Annotated in this window: 21 protein-coding genes; 11 read left to right on the top strand and 10 right to left on the bottom strand. The window is 67.3% G+C overall.

Features of this window, described 5'->3' with window-relative positions; translation table 11 throughout:
• Window positions 1-78: 78 nt before the first annotated feature.
• Both OJJ21_RS09390 and OJJ21_RS09385 read right to left on the bottom strand, forming a co-directional pair.
• Complete coding sequence (locus tag OJJ21_RS09390; RefSeq protein ID WP_297685479.1) at window positions 79-255, bottom strand: hypothetical protein; 177 nt, start codon at window positions 253-255, stop codon at window positions 79-81.
• Window positions 256-278: 23 nt separating this feature from the next.
• A complete protein-coding gene (locus tag OJJ21_RS09385) occupies window positions 279-1,232 on the bottom strand; it encodes an ABC transporter substrate-binding protein (protein ID WP_297685477.1) in 954 nt (317 codons plus the stop codon).
• A 188-nt stretch (window positions 1,233-1,420) separates the two neighbouring features.
• Here OJJ21_RS09385 and hutH point away from each other — a divergent pair, with 188 nt between their 5' ends.
• The 3 genes from hutH (at window position 1,421) to OJJ21_RS09370 (ending at window position 4,202) form a co-directional block, all read left to right on the top strand.
• Window positions 1,421-2,944, top strand: a complete 1,524-nt coding sequence (gene hutH, locus OJJ21_RS09380) for a histidine ammonia-lyase (protein WP_297685475.1) — start codon at window positions 1,421-1,423, stop codon at window positions 2,942-2,944.
• Between the two features lie 370 nt (window positions 2,945-3,314).
• Complete coding sequence (locus OJJ21_RS09375) at window positions 3,315-3,584, top strand: HU family DNA-binding protein (protein WP_297685473.1); 270 nt, start codon at window positions 3,315-3,317, stop codon at window positions 3,582-3,584.
• Between the two features lie 168 nt (window positions 3,585-3,752).
• Entirely contained in the window at window positions 3,753-4,202 is a 450-nt protein-coding gene (locus OJJ21_RS09370) for a PAS domain-containing protein (protein ID WP_297685470.1), read from the top strand.
• 37 nt (window positions 4,203-4,239) lie between these two features.
• Here the strand turns inward: OJJ21_RS09370 and OJJ21_RS09365 are convergent, their stop codons facing one another.
• The 4 genes from OJJ21_RS09365 to OJJ21_RS09350 all read right to left on the bottom strand — a co-directional run bounded on the left by OJJ21_RS09365 (window position 4,240) and on the right by OJJ21_RS09350 (window position 6,533).
• A complete protein-coding gene (locus OJJ21_RS09365; protein ID WP_297685467.1) occupies window positions 4,240-4,608 on the bottom strand; it encodes an SET domain-containing protein-lysine N-methyltransferase in 369 nt (122 codons plus the stop codon).
• A gap of 70 nt (window positions 4,609-4,678) precedes the next feature.
• Window positions 4,679-5,536: a dienelactone hydrolase family protein gene (locus OJJ21_RS09360; protein WP_297685464.1), complete on the bottom strand. Its 858-nt coding sequence runs from the start codon at window positions 5,534-5,536 to the stop codon at window positions 4,679-4,681.
• 148 nt (window positions 5,537-5,684) lie between these two features.
• Window positions 5,685-5,852 carry a hypothetical protein gene (locus OJJ21_RS09355; protein ID WP_297685462.1) on the bottom strand — a complete coding sequence of 56 codons (168 nt, stop codon included), beginning with the start codon at window positions 5,850-5,852 and terminating at the stop codon, window positions 5,685-5,687.
• A gap of 27 nt (window positions 5,853-5,879) precedes the next feature.
• Window positions 5,880-6,533, bottom strand: coding sequence for a hypothetical protein (locus OJJ21_RS09350; protein WP_297685459.1), 654 nt, complete (start codon window positions 6,531-6,533; stop codon window positions 5,880-5,882).
• A 242-nt stretch (window positions 6,534-6,775) separates the two neighbouring features.
• On the opposite strand from OJJ21_RS09350, the gene OJJ21_RS09345 reads away from it, so the two are divergent.
• The 3 genes from OJJ21_RS09345 to der all read left to right on the top strand — a co-directional run bounded on the left by OJJ21_RS09345 (window position 6,776) and on the right by der (window position 10,259).
• Window positions 6,776-7,426 carry a tetratricopeptide repeat protein gene (locus OJJ21_RS09345; protein WP_297685457.1) on the top strand — a complete coding sequence of 217 codons (651 nt, stop codon included), beginning with the start codon at window positions 6,776-6,778 and terminating at the stop codon, window positions 7,424-7,426.
• A gap of 75 nt (window positions 7,427-7,501) precedes the next feature.
• Entirely contained in the window at window positions 7,502-8,833 is a 1,332-nt protein-coding gene (locus tag OJJ21_RS09340; RefSeq protein ID WP_297685455.1) for a PQQ-like beta-propeller repeat protein, read from the top strand.
• Between the two features lie 10 nt (window positions 8,834-8,843).
• Window positions 8,844-10,259, top strand: coding sequence for a ribosome biogenesis GTPase Der (gene der / locus OJJ21_RS09335; protein WP_297685452.1), 1,416 nt, complete (start codon window positions 8,844-8,846; stop codon window positions 10,257-10,259).
• Window positions 10,260-10,264: 5 nt separating this feature from the next.
• Here der and OJJ21_RS09330 read toward each other — a convergent pair whose 3' ends face one another.
• A complete protein-coding gene (locus OJJ21_RS09330; RefSeq protein ID WP_297685450.1) occupies window positions 10,265-11,512 on the bottom strand; it encodes a DUF4010 domain-containing protein in 1,248 nt (415 codons plus the stop codon).
• 71 nt (window positions 11,513-11,583) lie between these two features.
• Here OJJ21_RS09330 and OJJ21_RS09325 point away from each other — a divergent pair, with 71 nt between their 5' ends.
• The 4 genes from OJJ21_RS09325 (at window position 11,584) to OJJ21_RS09310 (ending at window position 13,898) form a co-directional block, all read left to right on the top strand.
• Window positions 11,584-11,943 carry a carboxymuconolactone decarboxylase family protein gene (locus OJJ21_RS09325; protein WP_366092702.1) on the top strand — a complete coding sequence of 120 codons (360 nt, stop codon included), beginning with the start codon at window positions 11,584-11,586 and terminating at the stop codon, window positions 11,941-11,943.
• A gap of 47 nt (window positions 11,944-11,990) precedes the next feature.
• Window positions 11,991-12,656 carry a hypothetical protein gene (locus OJJ21_RS09320; RefSeq protein ID WP_297685448.1) on the top strand — a complete coding sequence of 222 codons (666 nt, stop codon included), beginning with the start codon at window positions 11,991-11,993 and terminating at the stop codon, window positions 12,654-12,656.
• Window positions 12,653-13,015: a DUF1304 domain-containing protein gene (locus OJJ21_RS09315; protein WP_297685445.1), complete on the top strand. Its 363-nt coding sequence runs from the start codon at window positions 12,653-12,655 to the stop codon at window positions 13,013-13,015. Before OJJ21_RS09320 ends, OJJ21_RS09315 begins: the two co-directional genes overlap by 4 nt.
• Before the next feature lie 130 nt (window positions 13,016-13,145).
• On the top strand, window positions 13,146-13,898 hold the full coding sequence (locus tag OJJ21_RS09310; protein WP_297685442.1) for a sulfite exporter TauE/SafE family protein: 753 nt from the start codon (window positions 13,146-13,148) through the stop codon (window positions 13,896-13,898).
• Here OJJ21_RS09310 and OJJ21_RS09305 read toward each other — a convergent pair.
• On the bottom strand, window positions 13,891-15,153 hold the full coding sequence (locus tag OJJ21_RS09305) for an amidohydrolase family protein (protein WP_297685440.1): 1,263 nt from the start codon (window positions 15,151-15,153) through the stop codon (window positions 13,891-13,893). The genes OJJ21_RS09310 and OJJ21_RS09305 overlap by 8 nt on opposite strands.
• A 143-nt stretch (window positions 15,154-15,296) precedes the next feature.
• The gene (locus OJJ21_RS09300) at window positions 15,297-15,656 is read right to left on the bottom strand and encodes an antibiotic biosynthesis monooxygenase (protein ID WP_297685438.1); all 360 of its coding nucleotides are present in this window, start codon (window positions 15,654-15,656) and stop codon (window positions 15,297-15,299) included.
• 111 nt (window positions 15,657-15,767) lie between these two features.
• On the opposite strand from OJJ21_RS09300, the gene OJJ21_RS09295 reads away from it, so the two are divergent.
• On the top strand, window positions 15,768-16,649 hold the full coding sequence (locus OJJ21_RS09295) for a LysR family transcriptional regulator (protein ID WP_297685435.1): 882 nt from the start codon (window positions 15,768-15,770) through the stop codon (window positions 16,647-16,649).
• A gap of 15 nt (window positions 16,650-16,664) precedes the next feature.
• On the opposite strand, the gene OJJ21_RS09290 is transcribed toward OJJ21_RS09295, so the two are convergent.
• Window positions 16,665-18,251 carry an ABC transporter substrate-binding protein gene (locus OJJ21_RS09290; protein ID WP_297685433.1) on the bottom strand — a complete coding sequence of 529 codons (1,587 nt, stop codon included), beginning with the start codon at window positions 18,249-18,251 and terminating at the stop codon, window positions 16,665-16,667.
• Between the last annotated feature and the right edge of the window lie 90 nt (window positions 18,252-18,341).

Raw genomic sequence — 18,341 nt, 5'->3', positions numbered from 1 at the left:
CGGCACGGATTAGACGGCGGCAATCTCGAAGCCGCCGATCACGCGCCAGATGGTGATGGCGATATCGGAAAGGAAATTCTACTGTGTGAAGAGTTCCACGCCGGATTTCGCGGCCTTGACCGGATCGGCGAGGAACAGCGGCGGCACGATGCCGCCGAAGGTGACCGCGCCCCAGAGCGCGAAAAACACCACGAAGAAAAGAATCCCCAGGGCGGTGCGACGCCCTGGGGGAACCGGTTTAAGCGGATCGAACACTTAAAATCCTTAACTCTGAAGACTCACTTGATGAAGCTGTCGTCGACCAGCGCCTTGAGATCGGGGATCGACTTGATCACGCCGGATTCGAGCTGCACATCGGCGGCTTCCTTCATGAAGGCCTGCAGGTCGCCCTTGAAATAGGCCTGGTTGGCGGCCTTGTCCTGCCAGGCGATGAAGGCAGCCGACTTGGCGAAATCCGGGCCGGTCTGCTTGACCTTGGCGCCCATGATCTCGTTCGACTTGTCGGGTTCCTTCTTGATCATCTCCAGCGCGTCGAAGAAGCCGTTGACCACCGCCTGCACGGTCTTCGGGTTCTTCTTGATGTAGTCGGGCTGGAAGGCCAGCATGTCGACCACCACCGGATACTCGATCGTGGTGTGCAGGATCTTGCCGGCATTCGGCGCGTTGCGGATCGAGCTCAGATACGGCTCGTAGGTCGAGGCCGCATCATACTGGCCAGCGACGAAAGCCTGCGCGGCCGGGTTCGGCGCCAGGGTCGCAAACTGCACGTCCTTCGGGCCCATGCCGTTGCGCTTCAGCATCACCATCAGCACGAAATACGGCGTGGTGCCGGCGCCGTCCACGGCAATGGTCTTGCCCTTCAGCTCCTTCACGGAATTGATAGTGTTGCGCACGGCCAGGCCGTCGCCGCCCTTCGACTTGTCGAGCAGCAGCACCTGGGCCAGCGGCACGCCGGCCGAGGTCCAGGCAACATAGGTGTCGACCGTGGTGGCGACCGCCTGGGTGGCGCCGGCGGCCACCGTCAGGTGACGTTCCTTTTGCGGGATGAACTTGATCTCGACATCCACGCCGCGCTTCTTGAACAGGCCGGCATCGGCCGCCAGCGTCAACGGCGCGAAGCCGGTCCAGCCGCTCATGCCCAGCACGACCTTCGGCATGTCCTGCGCCATGGCCGGTGCGCCCGCGAGAAGGGTGGCAGCCGCAGCAGCACCCAGAAGCCAAGTCTTCGTCATGTCCCAGAACCCCCGCTCTATGTCATCGCGGCCAGCCGTCATAGCCATACCGCAGCTGCACAATTTAAGGCCGTGGCGCGAAAGACGGCAAGTCAAATAATCATGTATAGACAAGTGAACCGGCCACGCCTTAGCCTGTTCGCCGGAAAAGCCCTATTCTGCGGGCGGACGAGCTGCGGAGCTGCACCATGCGCTATCGATTGCTGCCCGGGAAACTGCCGTTGCACGACAGCGCCGCGCTGTACCGGGGCGGCATCATGGCAGTCACCCTGGGCGAGGCTGTCCGTCCGGCTGTGGATAAGTCGGCAGCCCTGGTGGCGGCCGCGGCGGCGGGTGACGCGCCGGTCTACGGCATCAATACCGGCTTCGGGAAACTGGCGAAGGTGCGCATCCCGCCCGACCGGGTGGCGGAGCTGCAGCGCCGGCTGGTGCTGAGCCATGCCGTGGGCACGGGCCCGCTGCTGCCCGATCCGGTCGTGCGGCTGATCCTGCTGCTCAAGATCAATTCGCTGGCGCAGGGCCTGTCCGGCGTGCGCTGGGACACCATCGCGGCGCTGCAGGCGCTGCTCGATGCCGATGTGCTGCCCTGCATCCCGGCGCAGGGTTCGGTCGGTGCCTCGGGCGATCTGGCGCCGCTGGCGCATCTGGTGCTGCCGCTGATCGGCGAGGGCAATGTGCGGATCGATGGCCGCGAATGCCCGGCCGCTGAGGGGCTGGCGAAAGCCGGGCTGCAGCCGCTGGCGCTCGGCGCCAAGGAGGGCCTGGCGCTGCTCAACGGCACCCAGGTTTCGACAGCGCTGGCCCTCGCCGGCCTGTTCGCCACGGAAGACGTGGTAGCCGCCGCGCTGGTCTGCGGCGCGCTCAGCACCGATGCTGCCGCCGGCAGCGACACGCCCTTCGATCCGCGCATCCATGCCGCGCGCGGCCAGCCCGGCCAGATCGTGGTGGCCGACCTGCTGCTGCATCTGCTCGAAGGATCGGCGATCCGCGCGTCGCACCGCGCCGGCGACGAACGCGTGCAGGACCCTTACTGTCTGCGCTGCCAGCCGCAGGTGATGGGCGCGGTGCTCGACCTGCTGCGCCAGGCCGCCGCCACGCTGGCGATCGAGGCGAATGGCGTATCCGACAATCCACTGGTCTTCGACGATGGCGATATTCTCTCAGGCGGCAACTTCCATGCCGAGCCGGTCGCTTTCGCCGCCGACATGATCGCCATCGCGCTGGCCGAGACCGGCAATATCGCCGAGCGCCGCATCTCGCTGCTGGTCGATCCGGTGCTCAGCGGACTGCCGGCCTTTCTGGCGCCTGATCCAGGCATCAATTCCGGTTTCATGATCGCGCAGGTGACGGCGGCGGCGCTGGCTTCGGAAAACAAGCAGCGCGCCCATCCGGCCAGCATCGATACCATTCCCACCTCGGCCAACCAGGAAGACCATGTCTCGATGGCGGCCCATGCCGCCTATCGCCTGCTGGCGATGGCGGAGAATGCGGCGGGGATTGTCGCGGTCGAATGGCTCTGCGCCGCCCAGGGCATCGACCTGCGCGCGCCGCTGCAGACCAGTACACGCCTCCGGCAGGCGCTGGGCCTGCTGCGTAACGCCGTGCCCTTCATGGCGCAGGACCGCTACCTGGCGCCGGACCTCGCGGCGGCGAAAATGCTGGTGCAGGCCGGCGCGCTGCGCCGCCTGCTGCCGGCCGGATTGCTGGCGTGAGGTTTACTTCTGCCCGGCGGGCAGGTCTTTCGAGACCGCGCGGCAGAATGCCAGCGCCAGGCCGAAGATCGAAAAGGCGGCAACGGTAGCGACTAAAAACAGCGTCTGAGTCAGCGGCATGTGGCAAATCCTTTCCTGCCTCGTTGGATGGCGGGAACGGTAGCCAGGGCCTGATCGCGCAACCTTGATCTCGGTCAACATTTGCCGACTCGCCCGATGGATGGCCCGTCAACGAGTCGCAATGCGAATCAAGGCTTTCGCCATGCCATCGCCGCTTGTTTGGGCCCCGGGATATGGGTAACTGCTACCACCCGCTGCGGATCGTCCGATTCTGTTTGGCGGGAGCGATCCGCAGATTCAGGAGGCACACATGAACAAGGCTGATTTGATCGAGATTGTCCGCGAGACCACCGGCGCCACCAAGGCATCGTCCGGCGATGCGGTCGATGCGGTTTTCGAGGCGATGGCCAAATCGCTGAAGAAGGAAGGCGGCTTCACCATCGTCGGCTTCGGCACCTTCAAGGTGTCAAAGCGCGCCGCGCGCAAGGGCCGCAATCCGCAGACCGGCGAGGCGATCAAGATCGCGGCGTCGAAGGGCGTGCGCTTCAAGGCCTCGAAGCAGCTCAAGGACCGGCTGTAAGAACCACTGAAACACGGCTTGCGCCGTGATTTAAAAAGCCGCCGGTGTCACGGCGGCTTTTTTTTGTGTCTGCTGCAGGACCAATTGGTTTCCGGTTGCCTGTCGTTGCCGCTCCTCGCCATACTTTCGGCCTCGCCATGCTTTCGGAAAGTCTGGGAGGAAAAGGCGTTGGATTTCCGGCACCCGCCGTTACAGCAGTTCTATGCCTACTGGGAAGGCAAGCGGCAGGATGGTGCCTTGCCGTTTCGCGATACCGTCGATCCGCTCGACCTGCGGTTCGTGCTCGGCCATGTCCTGCTGGCCGAGGTGGTGCGCGGCGACAGCATCCGCTTCCGCTACCGGCTGTGGGGCTCCAGGCTGACCGAGGACTATGGGGCTGAAATGACCGGCCGCTTTGTCGACGAGCTGCAGCCCGCCGCTTTCGGTGCGCGCGTGCACCGTCAGTATCTCAATGTGGTCGAGGCCTGCGCGGCGCAGCACGAGCAGTTCGACGATGTGATCGATGGCCGCTGGTTCATCCATGAGCGGCTGTTGCTGCCGCTGGCGCTGCGCGAGGCGCCGGATCGGGTTGGCATCGTGATGGGCGCGATTTTCCGCAGCCCACGGTTGCCGCCGTGAAGCGCCGGCATCCCATCCACGATTTTTCTTTATCAGATTAATCCAGCTCGAAACTGTCGCAGAATTCGCCGTAGTCGCAGGTGATTTCCTCGTCCTGCGCGATGTCGCGCGCGGCGTATGTCACCGGTGTGGCGTTGTCGGTATTCGGCGCCGTGCTGTGGTTGATGAAGCGGGTATTGTCCAGGCTGACCACCCAGCCGCCGGCGATCTGCGGCGTGGTATAGCCGTAGCGGTCGACGAAAGCGCGCGCCACCGGCGGCAGTGTCTCGAAATCGCTTTGCGGAATGATACGGTCGAAGCCCGGCTCGAAACGCCAGATCAGCGTGCCCTTCGCGATGGGCTCTGCAGCGAAAAGGCCGATGCCCTGGATGCGGCTGGCGGCGGTGTAGGTGGGAACGAGAAGCATGCCGGCGACTCCGTTTTTGCGGCGTCAGCCTAGCATGCTCCCGGTTCGGTGCTGAATGCGCCTGCGTGCCTCAGCCCATATGCATCTTGAAGAAGGCCACCGCCTTGCCGAAGCCGTCCTCGGCCTGCTCCTTGCGGTAGCTCGGGCGGTAATCGGCATGGAAGGCATGCGGCGTGTCGGGATAGACGTAGAAGGTGTTGAACTTCTTCGCCGCGTCCAGCGCCGCCTTCATCTGTTCCACCGTGGCGACCGGAATGCCCTGGTCGGCGCCGCCGTAGAGGCCGAGCACCGGGGCCTTCAGGTCCTTGGCGATATCGACCGGATGTTTCGGCGTCAGTTCGGTGGACTGGCCGACGAGGCGGCCATACCAGGCCACGCCGGCCTTCACCTTCGGGTTATGCGCGGCATAGAGCCAGGTGATGCGGCCGCCCCAGCAGAAGCCGGTGATGCCCAGCTTGTTCGGGTTGCCGCCATTCTTCGCCGCCCAGGCCGCGGTGGCGTCCAGATCGGCCATCACCTGCGCATCCGGCACCTTGCCGGCCACGGCGACGGCGCCCTGCATGTCGGTCACCTTGCTCATGTCGCCCTGGCGCGCATAGAGGTCGCCGGCGATCGCCTGGAAACCCTGCTTGGCGAAGCGGCGGCAGGTATCCTTGATGTATTCATGCACGCCGAAGATTTCCTGCACCACCATGATGGTGGGGAAGGGGCCGGCGCCGGCCGGCTGGGCGCGATAGGCCTTCATGGTGCCGCCCGGCACCGGGATGTTGACCTCGCCGGCGGTCAGGCCGGTGGCATCGGTGGTGATTGCCGTCTGGCCCATCACCGGGCCGGCGGCGACGGTGAAGCCGGTGATCAGGCTGGTGGCCATGAAACCGCGGCGGGAGAAATCCACCTTCGGCATGAGACTGAGCAGGTCGGCGTTCATTGGAATCTCCGGTTTGCAGATTATGGGTTATGGCATGTGCAGGATGGATCGCCACCGACGCGAGGCAAGGGGGTGGCACACGGGACGGCGCAGGATACCGGCAGGTGGTGCCCGGACACCGATAACAACTCCGTGAAATGTCGTGTTGTCAGCCGAGCAGTCGCCAGGCGAGGCCGATGGCGGCAAAGATCGCCAGCCAGATCGCGGCGAACAGCAGGATGCGGCGGTTCTTCCAGGGGAGCCTGAGCGCCGCCGGCAGGATCAGCAATGCCGCCAGCAGCAGGGCGGAAAGCCGCAGCCAGTCGGAACTGCTCACGGGGGAGTGGGGGGCTGGGCGCCGGCCTTACTTGGCCGACGAGACTTTGGTGGCGCTCGGGTGCTGGCACATCCGGTACAGGCGCTCGGCTTCCGGTTCCTTGAAGGACAGGAAGCGCATCTCCAGGCCGCTCACCACCTTGTAGGACGGATTGTCCTGCGCGGTCGGGCCGGCATATTTCGCCGGCAGCACATGCACCACCGACATCACGCGGTCGGGGCTGATACGCATTTCGATGCGGCGACCGTCATTCATCGCCTCGGTGGCGCAGACCCGGCCCAGCTGGGAATCGAACGTCTTGATCCGGTCGTAATGCGGATCGGGATTGAATTCCGGCACTTTGTTGTCGCTCGAGGCCAGCAGGGCCGGGCGGTATTTGTGGAATTCGGCGGTGGCGGTCACCACGCTGCCATAGGGGAAAAACAGTTCGAGATTATCGAGGCGGGCATGGTCGCCCATGCGGCCATCGACCACCGGCATCTCGATGATGCGCGACGCCGACATGCGGGCCACGTCATCGTTCAGCCGGATCATGCCGCGATCGCCGCGCTCCTTGGCGCGGTCCTGCTCGAAGGGGATCAGCGCCGTCGGCTTGGCGGCCTTCTTCGACTGGGCGAAGGCGACTCCGGTGGCACTGGCACAGACCACAACCGTGATCGCCGCAATCCAAAATCGACGCATGAAGGTCCCCCTCTGCGATCGCCGTATGACGAACCGGGCCTTGGCCCTTGGTTGGCGAATGTTGCCGCAGACTATTGGATTTTCCTCGTCTTGCCAAGAGTCTAAGAGTTATCAATTGGTTACTGGAAAATTTGGGAGTCTTCCGGGCTTTGCCATCGCAGGGCGATCCGGGTAAGGTACGCGCCGCTTTCGGGTCGCCTGCCGGCCCGGAATGATCTGATCTGGCGTTTGCGGAGTTCGGCGTGGCCAATTTCATTGAAGAAGTTGACGAGGAAGTCCGGCGCGACCGCGCCGAACGGCTGTGGAAACGCTGGAGCCCCGTCATCATCGGTATCGTCATCCTGCTGCTGGCCGGCGTCGCCGGGCATCAGGTCTGGAAGGGCTGGCAGGCCGACAAGGCCGCCGCCGCCGGCGCCCGCTTCAGCGCCGCGCTCGGCCTGGCCCAGGCTGGCAAGCCGGCCGAGGCCGCCACGGCCTTTGCCGATCTGGCCAGGGCCGATGCCGGTGGCTATGCCGCGCTGGCGCGGTTCCAGCAGGCCGCCAATCTCGTCGAGGCGAAAGACGCCGCCGGTGCCATCGCCGTGTATGACGCGATTGCCGGCGATGCCGGAACCAATCCCCGCTTCCGCGATCTGGCGCGTTACCTGGCCGTCTTCCACGGCCTCGACCAGCTGACGGCCGAACAGACCAGGCAGCGCCTGTCCGCCATCGGCACCGACAGCCCGTGGTCGGCCAATGCCCGCGAGCTGGCAGCCGTTGCCGAACTCAAGGCCGGCAATACCGAAGCAGCCCGCCGCCAGCTCACCGCGCTGGCGGACGATCCGCTGGTGCCGACCGGACTGCGTGGCCGCGCCGCCGAATTGCTGGCCGCGCTCGGCGGACCGGTTCAGTGATGCCCGGTTCAGAGATGCCCCGATCAGAAATGAATGCGCCGTGATCAGGCTAGAGGCCAAGGAATAGGGATGTCCATGCAGCGCTTTGCACTTCTGGCCGTTACGGTGCTGAGTCTTGCCGGCTGCGACACCATCGATGACTGGTTCGCGAAAGAGCAGAAAATCGAGGCGGTCGGCGAACGCATTTCGGTGATCGCTTTCGACAGCCAGCTCGATCCCGATCCGCAGCTGGCGGATACGCCGGTGGCGCTGCCCAAGCCGTGGCGCAATCCGGAATGGCCGCAGGCCGGCGGCTATCCCAGCCATGCCATGCAGCATCTGGAACTGCCCGACCGCCTGCGCACGGCCTGGACCGCCGATCTCGGCGCCGAAGCCGACGACGAGCAGAAAATTCTGGCCCAGCCGGTGATCGCCGGCGGCCGCGTCTTCGCCATGGATGCCGCGGCCCAGGTCAGCGCCTTCGACGCGGCCAGCGGCCGGCGCCTGTGGCGCGTCAATCTGACGCCGCGCCGGGAAGAGACCGGCGCGACCGGCGGCGGCCTGGCCTGGCATGCCGACAAACTGTTCGTGGCCACCGGCTACGGCGATGTGATCGCGCTTGAGCCGTCCACCGGCCGCGCTTTCTGGGCCACCCAGCTCAAGCAGCCGATCCGCGGCGCGCCGACCGCCGAGGGTGGCCGCGTCTTCGTCGTCACCTATGACAACCAGTTGCATGCGCTGGATACCGAGCGCGGCACCGAGCTGTGGCTCCATACCGGCGTGGCCGAACAGGCCGGTTTCCTCGGCGCGGCCAATCCCGCGAGCGAAGGCAACACGGTGGTGGTGCCCTATTCCTCGGGCGAAATCCTCGCCCTGCGTGCCGATACCGGCGTGGTGGCCTGGGGTGAGCAGCTGGTACGCTCCAGCGGCCGCATCAGCCAGGCCGGCGCGCTGAACGACATCAACGGCCGCCCGGTAATCGATCGTGGCCGCGTCTATGCCGTCAGCCAGTCGGGCCGTTTCATCGCCATCGACCTGCGCACCGGCGAGCGCGTCTGGGAACGCGTGATCGCCAGCATCCAGACGCCATGGGTGGCCGGCGATTTCATCTATGCCATCACCATCGACGCGGAAATCATCTGCCTGTCGCGCCGCGACGGCAAGGTGAAGTGGATCCGCCAGCTGCGCCGCTATCTCGATCCCAAGGCCAAGACCAACAAGGGTGTCATCACCTGGTGGGGCCCGGTGCTGGCCGGCGATCGCCTGCTGGTGGCGTCGACAGATGAGCGTATGCTGTCGATCTCGCCTTATACCGGCGACCTGATCGGCCAGATCGAACTGTCCGACAAGGCGGCGCAGCCGCCCGTGGTGGCCGACGGTACAGTCTATATCGTGACGGAAGACGCACGCCTCACTGCGCTGCGCTGATCGGAAGAAAATGTCTGCCAAAGTCGCAATCGTCGGTCGGCCGAATGTCGGCAAATCGACGCTGTTCAATCGTCTGGTCGGCAAGCGCCTCGCCATTGTCGACGACACGCCGGGCGTGACGCGCGACCGGCGCGAGGGTGCCGCGCGGCTTGGCGATCTCGAATTCACCGCCGTCGACACCGCCGGCCTGGAAGAATCCGACGTCGACAGCATGACCGGACGCATGCGGCAGCAGACCGAGGCCGCCGTGAGGGAGGCCGATGCGGTGCTGTTCGTCATCGACGGCCGCGCCGGCGTCACCCCGGTCGACAAGCATTTCGCCAACTGGCTGCGCAAGCAGAAGACGCCGGTGCTGCTGCTGGCCAACAAATGCGAAGGCGGCGCCGGCAAGACCGGGGTCGGCGAGGCCTACGGCCTTGGCTTCGGCGATCCGCTGCCGGTTTCGGCCGAACACGGCGAGGGCATGTACGATCTTGCCGTCGCGCTGATGGAACATATCGGCGGCCGCACCGGCAATGCGCTGGGCGATGACGGCGACGAACTGGAGCCGGTCGAGGTCGATATCGACATCGACCCCGAGAATGAAACACCGCTGATCGACGACCCCTCCAAGCCGATCCAGCTCGCCATTGTCGGCCGACCCAATGCCGGCAAGTCGACGCTGGTGAATGCGCTGATCGGCAGCGATCGCCTGCTGACCGGGCCGGAGCCGGGCCTGACCCGCGATGCCATCGCCATCCAGTGGGAATACCAGGGCCGCAACGTCAAACTGGTCGATACCGCCGGCCTGCGGCGCAAGTCGCGTGTCGAGCAGAAGCTGGAAAAGCTCTCGGTCGCCGACACACTGCGCACTATCCGCCTGGCCCAGGTCGTCGTGCTGGTGCTGGATGGCACGCTCGGCATGGACAAGCAGGATCTCACCATCGCCGACCATGTGATGCAGGAAGGCCGCGCGCTGGTGCTGGCGGTCAACAAGTGGGATGCCGTCGAGGATCGCGCGCTGGCGCTGAAGGAAATCGAGGACCGGCTGATCCGTTCGCTGCCGCAGGCGCGCGGCGTTCCGGTCGTCACGCTTTCGGCGCTGACCGGCCGCCATCTCGACCGCCTGCTGCCGGCGGTGATGGCGCAATACGAAAGATGGAACCGCCGCATCCCGACCGCGCAGCTCAACCGCTGGCTCGAAGAGATGACCCAGCGCCTGGCGCCGCCGCTGGCCGGCGGACGCACGGTGCGCATCCGCTATGCCACCCAGGTGAAGGCGCGGCCGCCGACGATTGCACTGTTCGCGCCGCGCGCCGAATACATCCCGGAATCCTACCTGCGCTACCTGATCAACGGTATCCGCGAGGTCTTCGACATGCCGGGCGTGCCGGTGCGCATGCATCTGCGCAAGGGCAAGAATCCCTACGCGCCCGACGAGGACTGAGTCCGTCAGGCGAGCAGCAGCCCGGCCCAGGCGGCAAGCGTCACCAGCATCAGGCCGGGAATCACCCGCAGGGCATAGGCCATACCGCCGCCGACCCAGGCGAACACCGCCTTGCTGACCGAATTGGCGGTGAAGGCGGCCAGGATTGGTATGGCTGCCGCCCGGGCGTCGATCTGCAGCGAGGCGACCGAGATCGCCGCGGCATGGGTATCGGCAAAGCCGGCCAGCGCGGCTGCCGCCAGCACGCCGGCGGCACCGAAAGAATGCTGCAGGGCCGCCGAGGCGAACAGCACGATCGCCAGCATGCCGGCGAAGACCAGTGCACCGCTCAGCCGGAAGGCGCGGCCGGGTTCCTCGTCGGTTTCGTGCGCCTGACGCAGGGCGAAAAGCGTGAAGACCACACCATAGGCGACGGCCGCGATGCCGGCCAGGCCGAGCGGCAGCGCCAGATGCTGCAGCACCGGCAGGCTGGTGGCCGCCAGCACCAACGCCATCTGGATTACCGTGGCGACGGTGGAGAGCACCGCACCGGCGACGGCGCCGGCGACCGGGGCGCTGCGGGCCTCGGCATTTTTCGCGCGGTTGCCCATCGCGCCGATGGTGGCGGTGCTGGACACGAAGCCGCCGGCAAAGCCGGCCAGCGGCAGGCCGTAACGCGCACCGAGCGCGCGCACGGCGATATGGCCGAGGCCGCCGATCGCCATCACCAGGATCACCACGATCCACAGCTTGGCGGGATTGAAGGCGCCGAACGGCCCCATCGCGCGGTCGGGCAGCAGCGGCAGGATCACCAGCGTGGCGCCGGCGAACAGCAGCGCGTCGCGCACCTCGGCCTCGGTCAGCACCTGGCGCACGAAGACATGCATCGATGTGCGGGCCGCCAGCAGCATCGCGGCGGTGACGCCGATGCCCGCCGCCAGTGCCGGCTGCAGCATGCACAGCCCGCCCAGCAGCACGGTCAGCACCAGGGCGATTTCCGAGGTCAGGCCGTAATTGCCGTCTTCGACCCCATCCTCCGCTTCGCCGGCCTGCCGGTAATAGGCGACGGCGCAGAGCAGGGCGGTGCCGGCCACGGCGACGGCGAGCAGCAGCGCAGCGCCGATGCTCTGGGCAGCCGCGCCGGCCAGCGCCGCCAGGGTGAAGGTGCGGATGCCGGCCGCCGAACGGGCGTTCTTGCGCCTTTCGCGTTCGGCGCCGATCAGCAGGCCGATGCCCAGCGCGGCGGCGAAATGGATGATGACCGGATCGATCATGGCGGGTCCTGCAGGTTGACAGCGCAACGGTAGCGGCCGAGCCTTTGTTCCGCAAACGAAAGGACGCCGTCATGATGCTCGACTGGAACGATTACCGCCGCCAGCTCAAATCCACCACCGGCGACCTGGGCAAGCTCAGCCCGGGGACCATGGACGGCTACCGCGCGATGGCCACCGCCTACAAGGACAGCGGCCATCTCGATGCCAAGATGCGCGAGCTGATGTCGATCGCGGTGGCCGTGGCGCTGCGCTGCGACGGCTGCATCACCGTGCACACCGATGCGGCGATCCGCCATGGCGCCACCCGGGAAGAAATCGCCGAAGCCTGCAACGTGGCGATCTCGATCAGCGCCGGCGCGGCGGTGGTCTATTCCGCCCGCGTGCTGGATGCCCATGCGATGCATCCGAGCGTCGCCAAGCCCGCGACCTGACCGCCCGCCGATTGACAGGGAGCTAAGTCCGGCCTGAGACTGCGCCCATGGGCGACCGTTACTTCGATACCCGCCATCCCAACCTGGAGTTCATGCTCCGGCGGCCGGACTCGATCCTGCCCGGCATCGGCCATAACGGCGGCCCGCCGCTGCTCGACATGTCGTGGAATGCCTGGGTCTGGCGCAAGGCGGTGCAGAAGGCCTGGGCGACGCCGCCGCGCGAGGTGGCGCTGCGCCGTCTGCAGCGGGCGGAACGGCTCGGTGTCAGCTATCGCGACTATACCGCCGCTCTGCTCGATACCGGCGTCAATCTCTCCACGGCCCTGCTGCCGCTGCATCATCTTTACGACGGCGCCGGCTGCCACCCGGCGGTGGCCGCCGCCGTGCGACGTTTCGAGGGCCGGCTGCTGCTGCTGGCTGACGATGCCGTCTCCGGCCAGCTGGATGCGGCGACGCGCAAACGCCTGCTGGCACGGCTCAATGCGGATTTCGGCGGCAAGGCCGAGGCGCTGCTGGTGCTGCCGTTCCGGCCGCAGGACGGCGAGGCGGCGCGCGCGCTGCATCTGCGCCGGCTGCTGAAGAAACACAACGCGCCGCGCAGGGAATGTTTCTGGCTCGGCGCCACACCGGCGGAAAGCCGGCTCGCCGAACAGGCCGGGCTCGGCTGGTTCAAGCCGGTTGCGCACTGGTTTCTCGAAAAGGATACCGCATGACTCTGCCCGGCATCATCGTCACGGCGCTGGTGGCGGCGCTGCATGTCTGGATCCTGGTGCTGGAGATGTTTCTCTGGACCAGGCCCGCCGGCCTGCGCGCCTTCCGCAACACGCCCGAGAAAGCCCGCGACACTGCCGTGCTCGCCGCCAACCAGGGGCTTTACAACGGCTTCCTCGCGGCCGGGCTGGTCTTCGGCCTGCTGTATCCGGCCCAACCCGCCGCGCTGCACATCACCAGCTTCTTCCTCGCCTGCGTCGCGGTGGCGGGCGTCTACGGCGCGGCCACGGCGGCACGCAAGATTCTCTATATCCAGACCCTGCCGGCGGTCTTCGCGCTCGGCCTGCTCTGGCTGGGGTGAGGCAGAAAATGGGATTCCCGCTTTCGCGGGAGCGACGAGAATGAAGTGAAACACTTCGGCCGGCGCCGAAGCATCCGTGTCGCCTTTGCTGCCATGCTGCAGCCCCATCCCCCGACGCGGAGTTTTCTCAGTGATAGTCGACGACCATCTTCTGCTGCTGTGGATCGGCGCGGTGTTCCTGCTCGCCGGCACGGTGAAGGGCACCATCGGGCTCGGCCTGCCCAGCATCTCGCTCGGCCTGCTGGCGGCCACCATGGACCTGCGCGTGGCGATGATCCTGCTGCTGGCGCCCAATGTCGTCACCAATCTGTGGCAGGCCTGCACTGGCGGGCATCTGGCGCTGCTGCTGCGCCGGCTCTGGCCGTTCCTGCTCTGCGCCGCCGGCGCCATCTGGCTCGGTACCGCCGCGCTCAATACGGTGGATACGAAGACGCTGGCCGCGCTGCTCGGCTTGCTGCTGGCGCTCTATGCGGTGATCGGCCTGACCCGGCCACCGCTCAGCCTGCCGGCGCGGCATGAGATCTGGGCCGGACCGCTGCTCGGCCTGGCCAACGGCGTGCTGACCGGCCTGACCGGCAGCTTCGTGGTGCCCGGCGTGCCCTACCTGCAGGCGCTGGGCCTCAGCCGCGACCAGCTGGTGCAGGCGATGGGCCTGCTGTTCATGGCCTCGACGCTGGCGCTCGGCGCCAGCCTGGGCGGCCGCAGCCTGCTGACCGGCGAACTGCTCTGGCTGTCGCTCGCCGCCGTGCTGCCGGCGCTGGCCGGGATGGGGCTGGGCCGCCGCCTGCGCCACCGCCTGTCGGAAACCGGCTTCAAACGCGCCTTCTACGGCGCGCTGCTGCTTCTCGGCGGCTATATCGTCGCAAGATGGATCGTCAGTTAGGCAAACGATAGATCGCCTTCACATTGTCGACCGCCACGCGCTGCGCCAGTTGCGGCGGCAGCTGCGACAGCAGGGTCTGCGCCGCCGCGGTCATCGGCACGGTGCGTTCGAGGAAGATGCTGCCGGCCGAAGCCCGCTGGTTCGCGTTGCCGCCGCCGGCCTTCATCCCGGTGGCCGACGAGCCGTAGAAGCGGTCGGTGCCGATCACGAAGCGGGTCGGGAATTCGGCCACCAGCTTGCGCCAGTCCGGCCGCAGCCGGCCTTCGCGGGCCAGCGTCGCATTCGGCTCGGGCGACTGCGGCAGCGCCTTGATGCTCATGTACAGATTGGGATGCGTGGTCATCATGCGGCGGATCAGCTCGACGCTCAGCACGCCGGTATGGTCGACGCCGGCATGGGCCCAGACGATGCGTGCGCCGCGATCATGCGCCAGCAGCGCTTCGAACTGCGCCAGGTTCGGCGTCAGCACCGGCGGATTGCGTTGCGACATCTCCTTCATCTTCGGCGGCAGCGGGGTCGGTTCGATCACCGTATCCATGTGGAAATCGATCACCACGTTGCGCTTCGCCGCGATCTCGGCCAGCAGCAGGAACAGCGGATGGTCGGGGCGCGAGCGGTGATAGGAATGCGCGTCGTTGACCGACAGGTGATTGGCCGACATCTCGCCGAAGCCCAACGCGCCGGCATCGATGATGCCGTTGGCGATATTGGCGAACTTCTGCCGCGTCGCGTCGTCCACCTTCTCGGCATCGGGCTCGATGTGGATCATCGGATTCAGCGTGCCGCCGCCGCCCAGGAAGGCGAAGCGGCCGGGATGCTTGCGCAGCGCGTCGGTGAAGTCGGCGATATCGTAGAGTGACTTGCCCGGCGGCTGCGGCGTCGGCATCACGATGGCCAGGCCGATATTGTTCTTGTCCATGTCGGCAATCGCCGCGCGCACCGCGCCGGGCCAGTCGCCGGTGGTGTTGGTGACGCCGCTGACCAGATGCACATGGGTGTCGATCCAGCGCGGCACTTCGCCCCGCGGGCCTTCGCCGCCCTGGCCTTCTGCACGCGGGCTTTCGCCACGCTGGCCTTCGCCGCGCATGCCCTGGCCCTGCTGCGCAGCTCCACCGCCCTCGGGCCGCATCTCGGCGGGACCGCGCCGCTGCCCGGGCTGTGCCGCGGCCTGCGGCAGTATGGCCAGTGCGACGATACCGAGACCCAGCGCCGCCGCCAGCCCGGCGACGGCACGCGGCTTCACCAAACCGAACATGCAGCTTCCCCCTCGAAACCGGTCTGCCTCCCGGCGACTCAGGACCCACCCCGGCGCCGGCTGCGCCATGCTGGCGCAGCCAGGGCGGCCAAGGCAAGCTGCCGCGGCGTCATTTCGTCGGGCTGCACTGCCGACCGCTGCCTTCAGTAATAGCGCGCGATCGGCGGTCGACCGGAGGTAGCGGCAGCCGGCCGGGTTTCGGCCATGTCATGGCCGTGGTCGCGCAGCACCTGGCAGATCTGCACGCGATACCAGGCGAAGAACTCGGCGCGGCCGGCCGTCTTGGCCTGTGCATGCGCGGCATCGCGCGCCCAGATGCGCACGGCCGCCTCGGACTCGTATTCCACCAGGGTGACGCGTTCGCCGTCGGGCGCGGTATAGGCCTTGTGCGCGAGATAGCCGGGTACCGCCATGGCGAGCGGACCGATCTGCTGCGCCATCGCGGCATAGGCTTCGGTGGCTTCGGGCCGCAGGCGGCTGCGGAAGGCGACGAGGATGGTCATGGGGCGGGTCTTTCCGGCTGGGGAGGAGCGATGCATGCCATCTTGCGCCGGGCGGTATATCCCGTAAAATGAATAATAATGATCTGATTCATCTCGAAATGAGATATAGCCATGGACCTGTCCGACCTGCATGTCTTCCGCACCGTGGTGGAAGCCGGCGGCATCACGGCCGCCGCCGGCCGACTGCATCGCGTGCAGTCCAATGTCACGGCGCGCATCCGCAAGCTGGAAGACGATCTCGGCACGCCGCTGTTCGTCCGCGCCGGCAAGCGGCTGCAGATCACGCCGGCCGGCCGCACGCTGCTGGATTACGCCCGGCGCCTGCTGGCCCTGGCCGACGAGGCGCGCGCCGCCTTGAACGACAATGCGCCGCCGCGCGGTATTCTGCGCCTCGGCACCATGGAAAGCACCGCCGGCGTGCGGCTGCCGGCGCCGCTGGCCGAGTATCACCGGCGCCATCCCGCCGTGCGCGTCGAGCTGCATACCGGTTCGCCGCGCGACCTGATGGCCATGGTGCTGGCCGGCGAGAGCGACGCCGCCCTGGTGGCCCGGCGGGTCTGCGATGCGCGGCTTGCCGCGCTCGCCGTGTTCGACGAGGAACTGGTGCTGGTGACGGCGGCCGACCATCCGCCGGTGCGCCGCCCGGCCGACTTGCGCGAGGGCAGCATGCTGGCTTTCCATCCCGGCTGCCCGCATCGCGAAAGGTTGGAACGCTGGTTCGGCCAGGGCGGTCGCGAGATCGCCCGCACGGTGGAGCTGGCTTCCTATCACGTCATGCTGGGCTGCGTGGCGGCCGGCATGGGCGTGGCGCTGATGCCGCGCAGCGTGCTGGCCGGCTTCGTCGACCGCGACCGCCTGCGGGAGCACCGGCTGGCGCCGCCGTTCCGGCAGGTGAAGACGCTGCTGGTCTGGCGCCAGGATCAGCCGCAGGCCAAGGTGGCGGCGCTGGCGCAGATTCTGCGCCGGGGCGCGGCGAAGCTGCGGACGGCCTGAACGCGCCGCCGCCGTTCAGGCGAAGCCGAGATTGTAGCCGCGGAAGTCCATGTAGTAGAGCGGATAATGCGTCCAGCGGATGTTGCGCCGCTTGGCGAAATATTCGCGCACCGGATAGAGGATCAGCGCCGGCGCCTCGGCCTCGTATTCATCCAGCAGCGCCAGCCACAGCCGCCTGCGTTCGTCCCGGTCGGTGGCGGTGGCCAGCGCATCGCTGATGGCGTTGAACCGGTCGGGCTGCCAGAAGCCCTGCTTCTGCAGGAAATAGTCGCGCGACAGATGCACCATCAGTCCGCCGCCGAGCGGGTCGGGGAAGCGGAAGGCGATCGAGGTCGGCCGCACATCGGCGCCGGGCTGGGCCAGCAGCGACAGATTCTCGCGCGTTTCGATCCGGCTGTTGACGCCGACCGCCAGCCACATCTGCTGCACGATCTGCACCGCCTGCAGCATCTGCAGGTAATAGGCCGGCGCGATGCGGATCACGATCTCCTCGCCGCCATAGCCGGCCTCGCGCAGCAGCTGGCGCGCGCGTGCGGGGTCGTGCTCGAAGCCCTGGCGGCCGGCGTCGTAGAGGGCCCCGAAGGCCGGCACCTGCAACGCGGCCATGCGGCGATAGCCCGGACCCCAGAGCGAGCGGCCGAGCAGGTCGCAGTCGACCGCGTGATTCAGCGCGCGCCGCACCCGCACATCGCGCAGCACCGGCCGGCGCGTGTCGTAATAGAGGATATGGGCGAAATCGAGCGGCACATCGACGCCTTCCAGCTTCGGATGCCCGGCCAGGCTCTCGGCCTGCTCGGGCAGCAGGTTGGTCACCAGGTCGAAATCGCCGGCCTGCAGTCCGGCCAGCCGCGTCGAGGCTTCGGGCACCACGCTGAAGATGATCTGCTTCGCCGGCGGTCGGCCCATCCAGTAGTCGTCATGCGAGTCCAGCACCACGCGCTGGTCGCGCGCGAAACTGGCATGGCGATACGGCCCGCTGCCGACCGGCTGCTTGCGCATGCCCTCCAGGCCGCCGGCGGCACAGGCCTTCGCCGAATGAATCCAGCCGCCATAGGCGGCGAGGCGATGCGGCATCGCCACATCGGGACTCCGCGTGCGCAGCAGCACGGTATAGCGGTCCACCGCGTCCACGCCGGCGAGATGGCCGAAATTCACCTTGCCCTCGAAAGCCTGCACCTGCGGACCCCACATGCGTTCGGCCGAGAAGGTGGAGAGCACGTCGTCCGCCGTCAGCTCGCCGCCATCCTGCAGCCGCACGCCCGGACGCAGCGCCGCCTCCCAGGTCAGCGGATCGCGCTGGCGCAGGCTTGTGGCCAGATGCGGCACCAGGCTGGAGCCGCCGCCTTCGCCTTTCGCTTCCGCGAGGAAGTCGCGGCGCAGCAGGGTGTCGAACACATTGTAGGTCAGGCGCAGCCCGACATTGGAAATCGATTCCAGCGGCTCGAGCGTCGGCGGCAGGGCCTGCACGGCGATGCGCAGGCTCGGGCGGTCGTCGCTCTGGGCGCGCACGAGGCGCGGCAGCAGGGCGGGCGCGGCGACGGCGGCCGCGGCGGCCGGCGCGGCGGCAGCGAGCAGGGCGCGGCGGGAGAGGGACTTCGGCATGGCGGGACTCCGACAGCGGATGGGCCGCCAAGCCTGCGACCGCCGCGCAACAGTCCGATGACCGCCGGGTGACAGTTCGGGGTCGCCAGG

This window comes from Ferrovibrio sp., assembly GCF_025869515.1.
Classification (GTDB): domain Bacteria; phylum Pseudomonadota; class Alphaproteobacteria; order Ferrovibrionales; family Ferrovibrionaceae; genus Ferrovibrio.
The sequence above is the reverse complement of the archived record's forward strand: the minus strand, read 5'-3'. Positions and strand labels throughout refer to the sequence as shown.

Coding starts and splice junctions, on each gene's coding strand:
- OJJ21_RS09385 (WP_297685477.1), bottom strand. CDS start 1,232: ATGACGAAGACTTGGCTTCTGGGTGCTGCTGCGGCTGCCACCCTTCTC.
- hutH (WP_297685475.1), top strand. CDS start 1,421: ATGCGCTATCGATTGCTGCCCGGGAAACTGCCGTTGCACGACAGCGCC.
- OJJ21_RS09375 (WP_297685473.1), top strand. CDS start 3,315: ATGAACAAGGCTGATTTGATCGAGATTGTCCGCGAGACCACCGGCGCC.
- OJJ21_RS09365 (WP_297685467.1), bottom strand. CDS start 4,608: ATGCTTCTCGTTCCCACCTACACCGCCGCCAGCCGCATCCAGGGCATC.
- OJJ21_RS09360 (WP_297685464.1), bottom strand. CDS start 5,536: ATGAACGCCGACCTGCTCAGTCTCATGCCGAAGGTGGATTTCTCCCGC.
- OJJ21_RS09350 (WP_297685459.1), bottom strand. CDS start 6,533: ATGCGTCGATTTTGGATTGCGGCGATCACGGTTGTGGTCTGTGCCAGT.
- OJJ21_RS09340 (WP_297685455.1), top strand. CDS start 7,502: ATGCAGCGCTTTGCACTTCTGGCCGTTACGGTGCTGAGTCTTGCCGGC.
- der (WP_297685452.1), top strand. CDS start 8,844: ATGTCTGCCAAAGTCGCAATCGTCGGTCGGCCGAATGTCGGCAAATCG.
- OJJ21_RS09330 (WP_297685450.1), bottom strand. CDS start 11,512: ATGATCGATCCGGTCATCATCCATTTCGCCGCCGCGCTGGGCATCGGC.
- OJJ21_RS09325 (WP_366092702.1), top strand. CDS start 11,584: ATGATGCTCGACTGGAACGATTACCGCCGCCAGCTCAAATCCACCACC.
- OJJ21_RS09320 (WP_297685448.1), top strand. CDS start 11,991: ATGGGCGACCGTTACTTCGATACCCGCCATCCCAACCTGGAGTTCATG.
- OJJ21_RS09315 (WP_297685445.1), top strand. CDS start 12,653: ATGACTCTGCCCGGCATCATCGTCACGGCGCTGGTGGCGGCGCTGCAT.
- OJJ21_RS09305 (WP_297685440.1), bottom strand. CDS start 15,153: ATGTTCGGTTTGGTGAAGCCGCGTGCCGTCGCCGGGCTGGCGGCGGCG.
- OJJ21_RS09300 (WP_297685438.1), bottom strand. CDS start 15,656: ATGACCATCCTCGTCGCCTTCCGCAGCCGCCTGCGGCCCGAAGCCACC.
- OJJ21_RS09295 (WP_297685435.1), top strand. CDS start 15,768: ATGGACCTGTCCGACCTGCATGTCTTCCGCACCGTGGTGGAAGCCGGC.
- OJJ21_RS09290 (WP_297685433.1), bottom strand. CDS start 18,251: ATGCCGAAGTCCCTCTCCCGCCGCGCCCTGCTCGCTGCCGCCGCGCCG.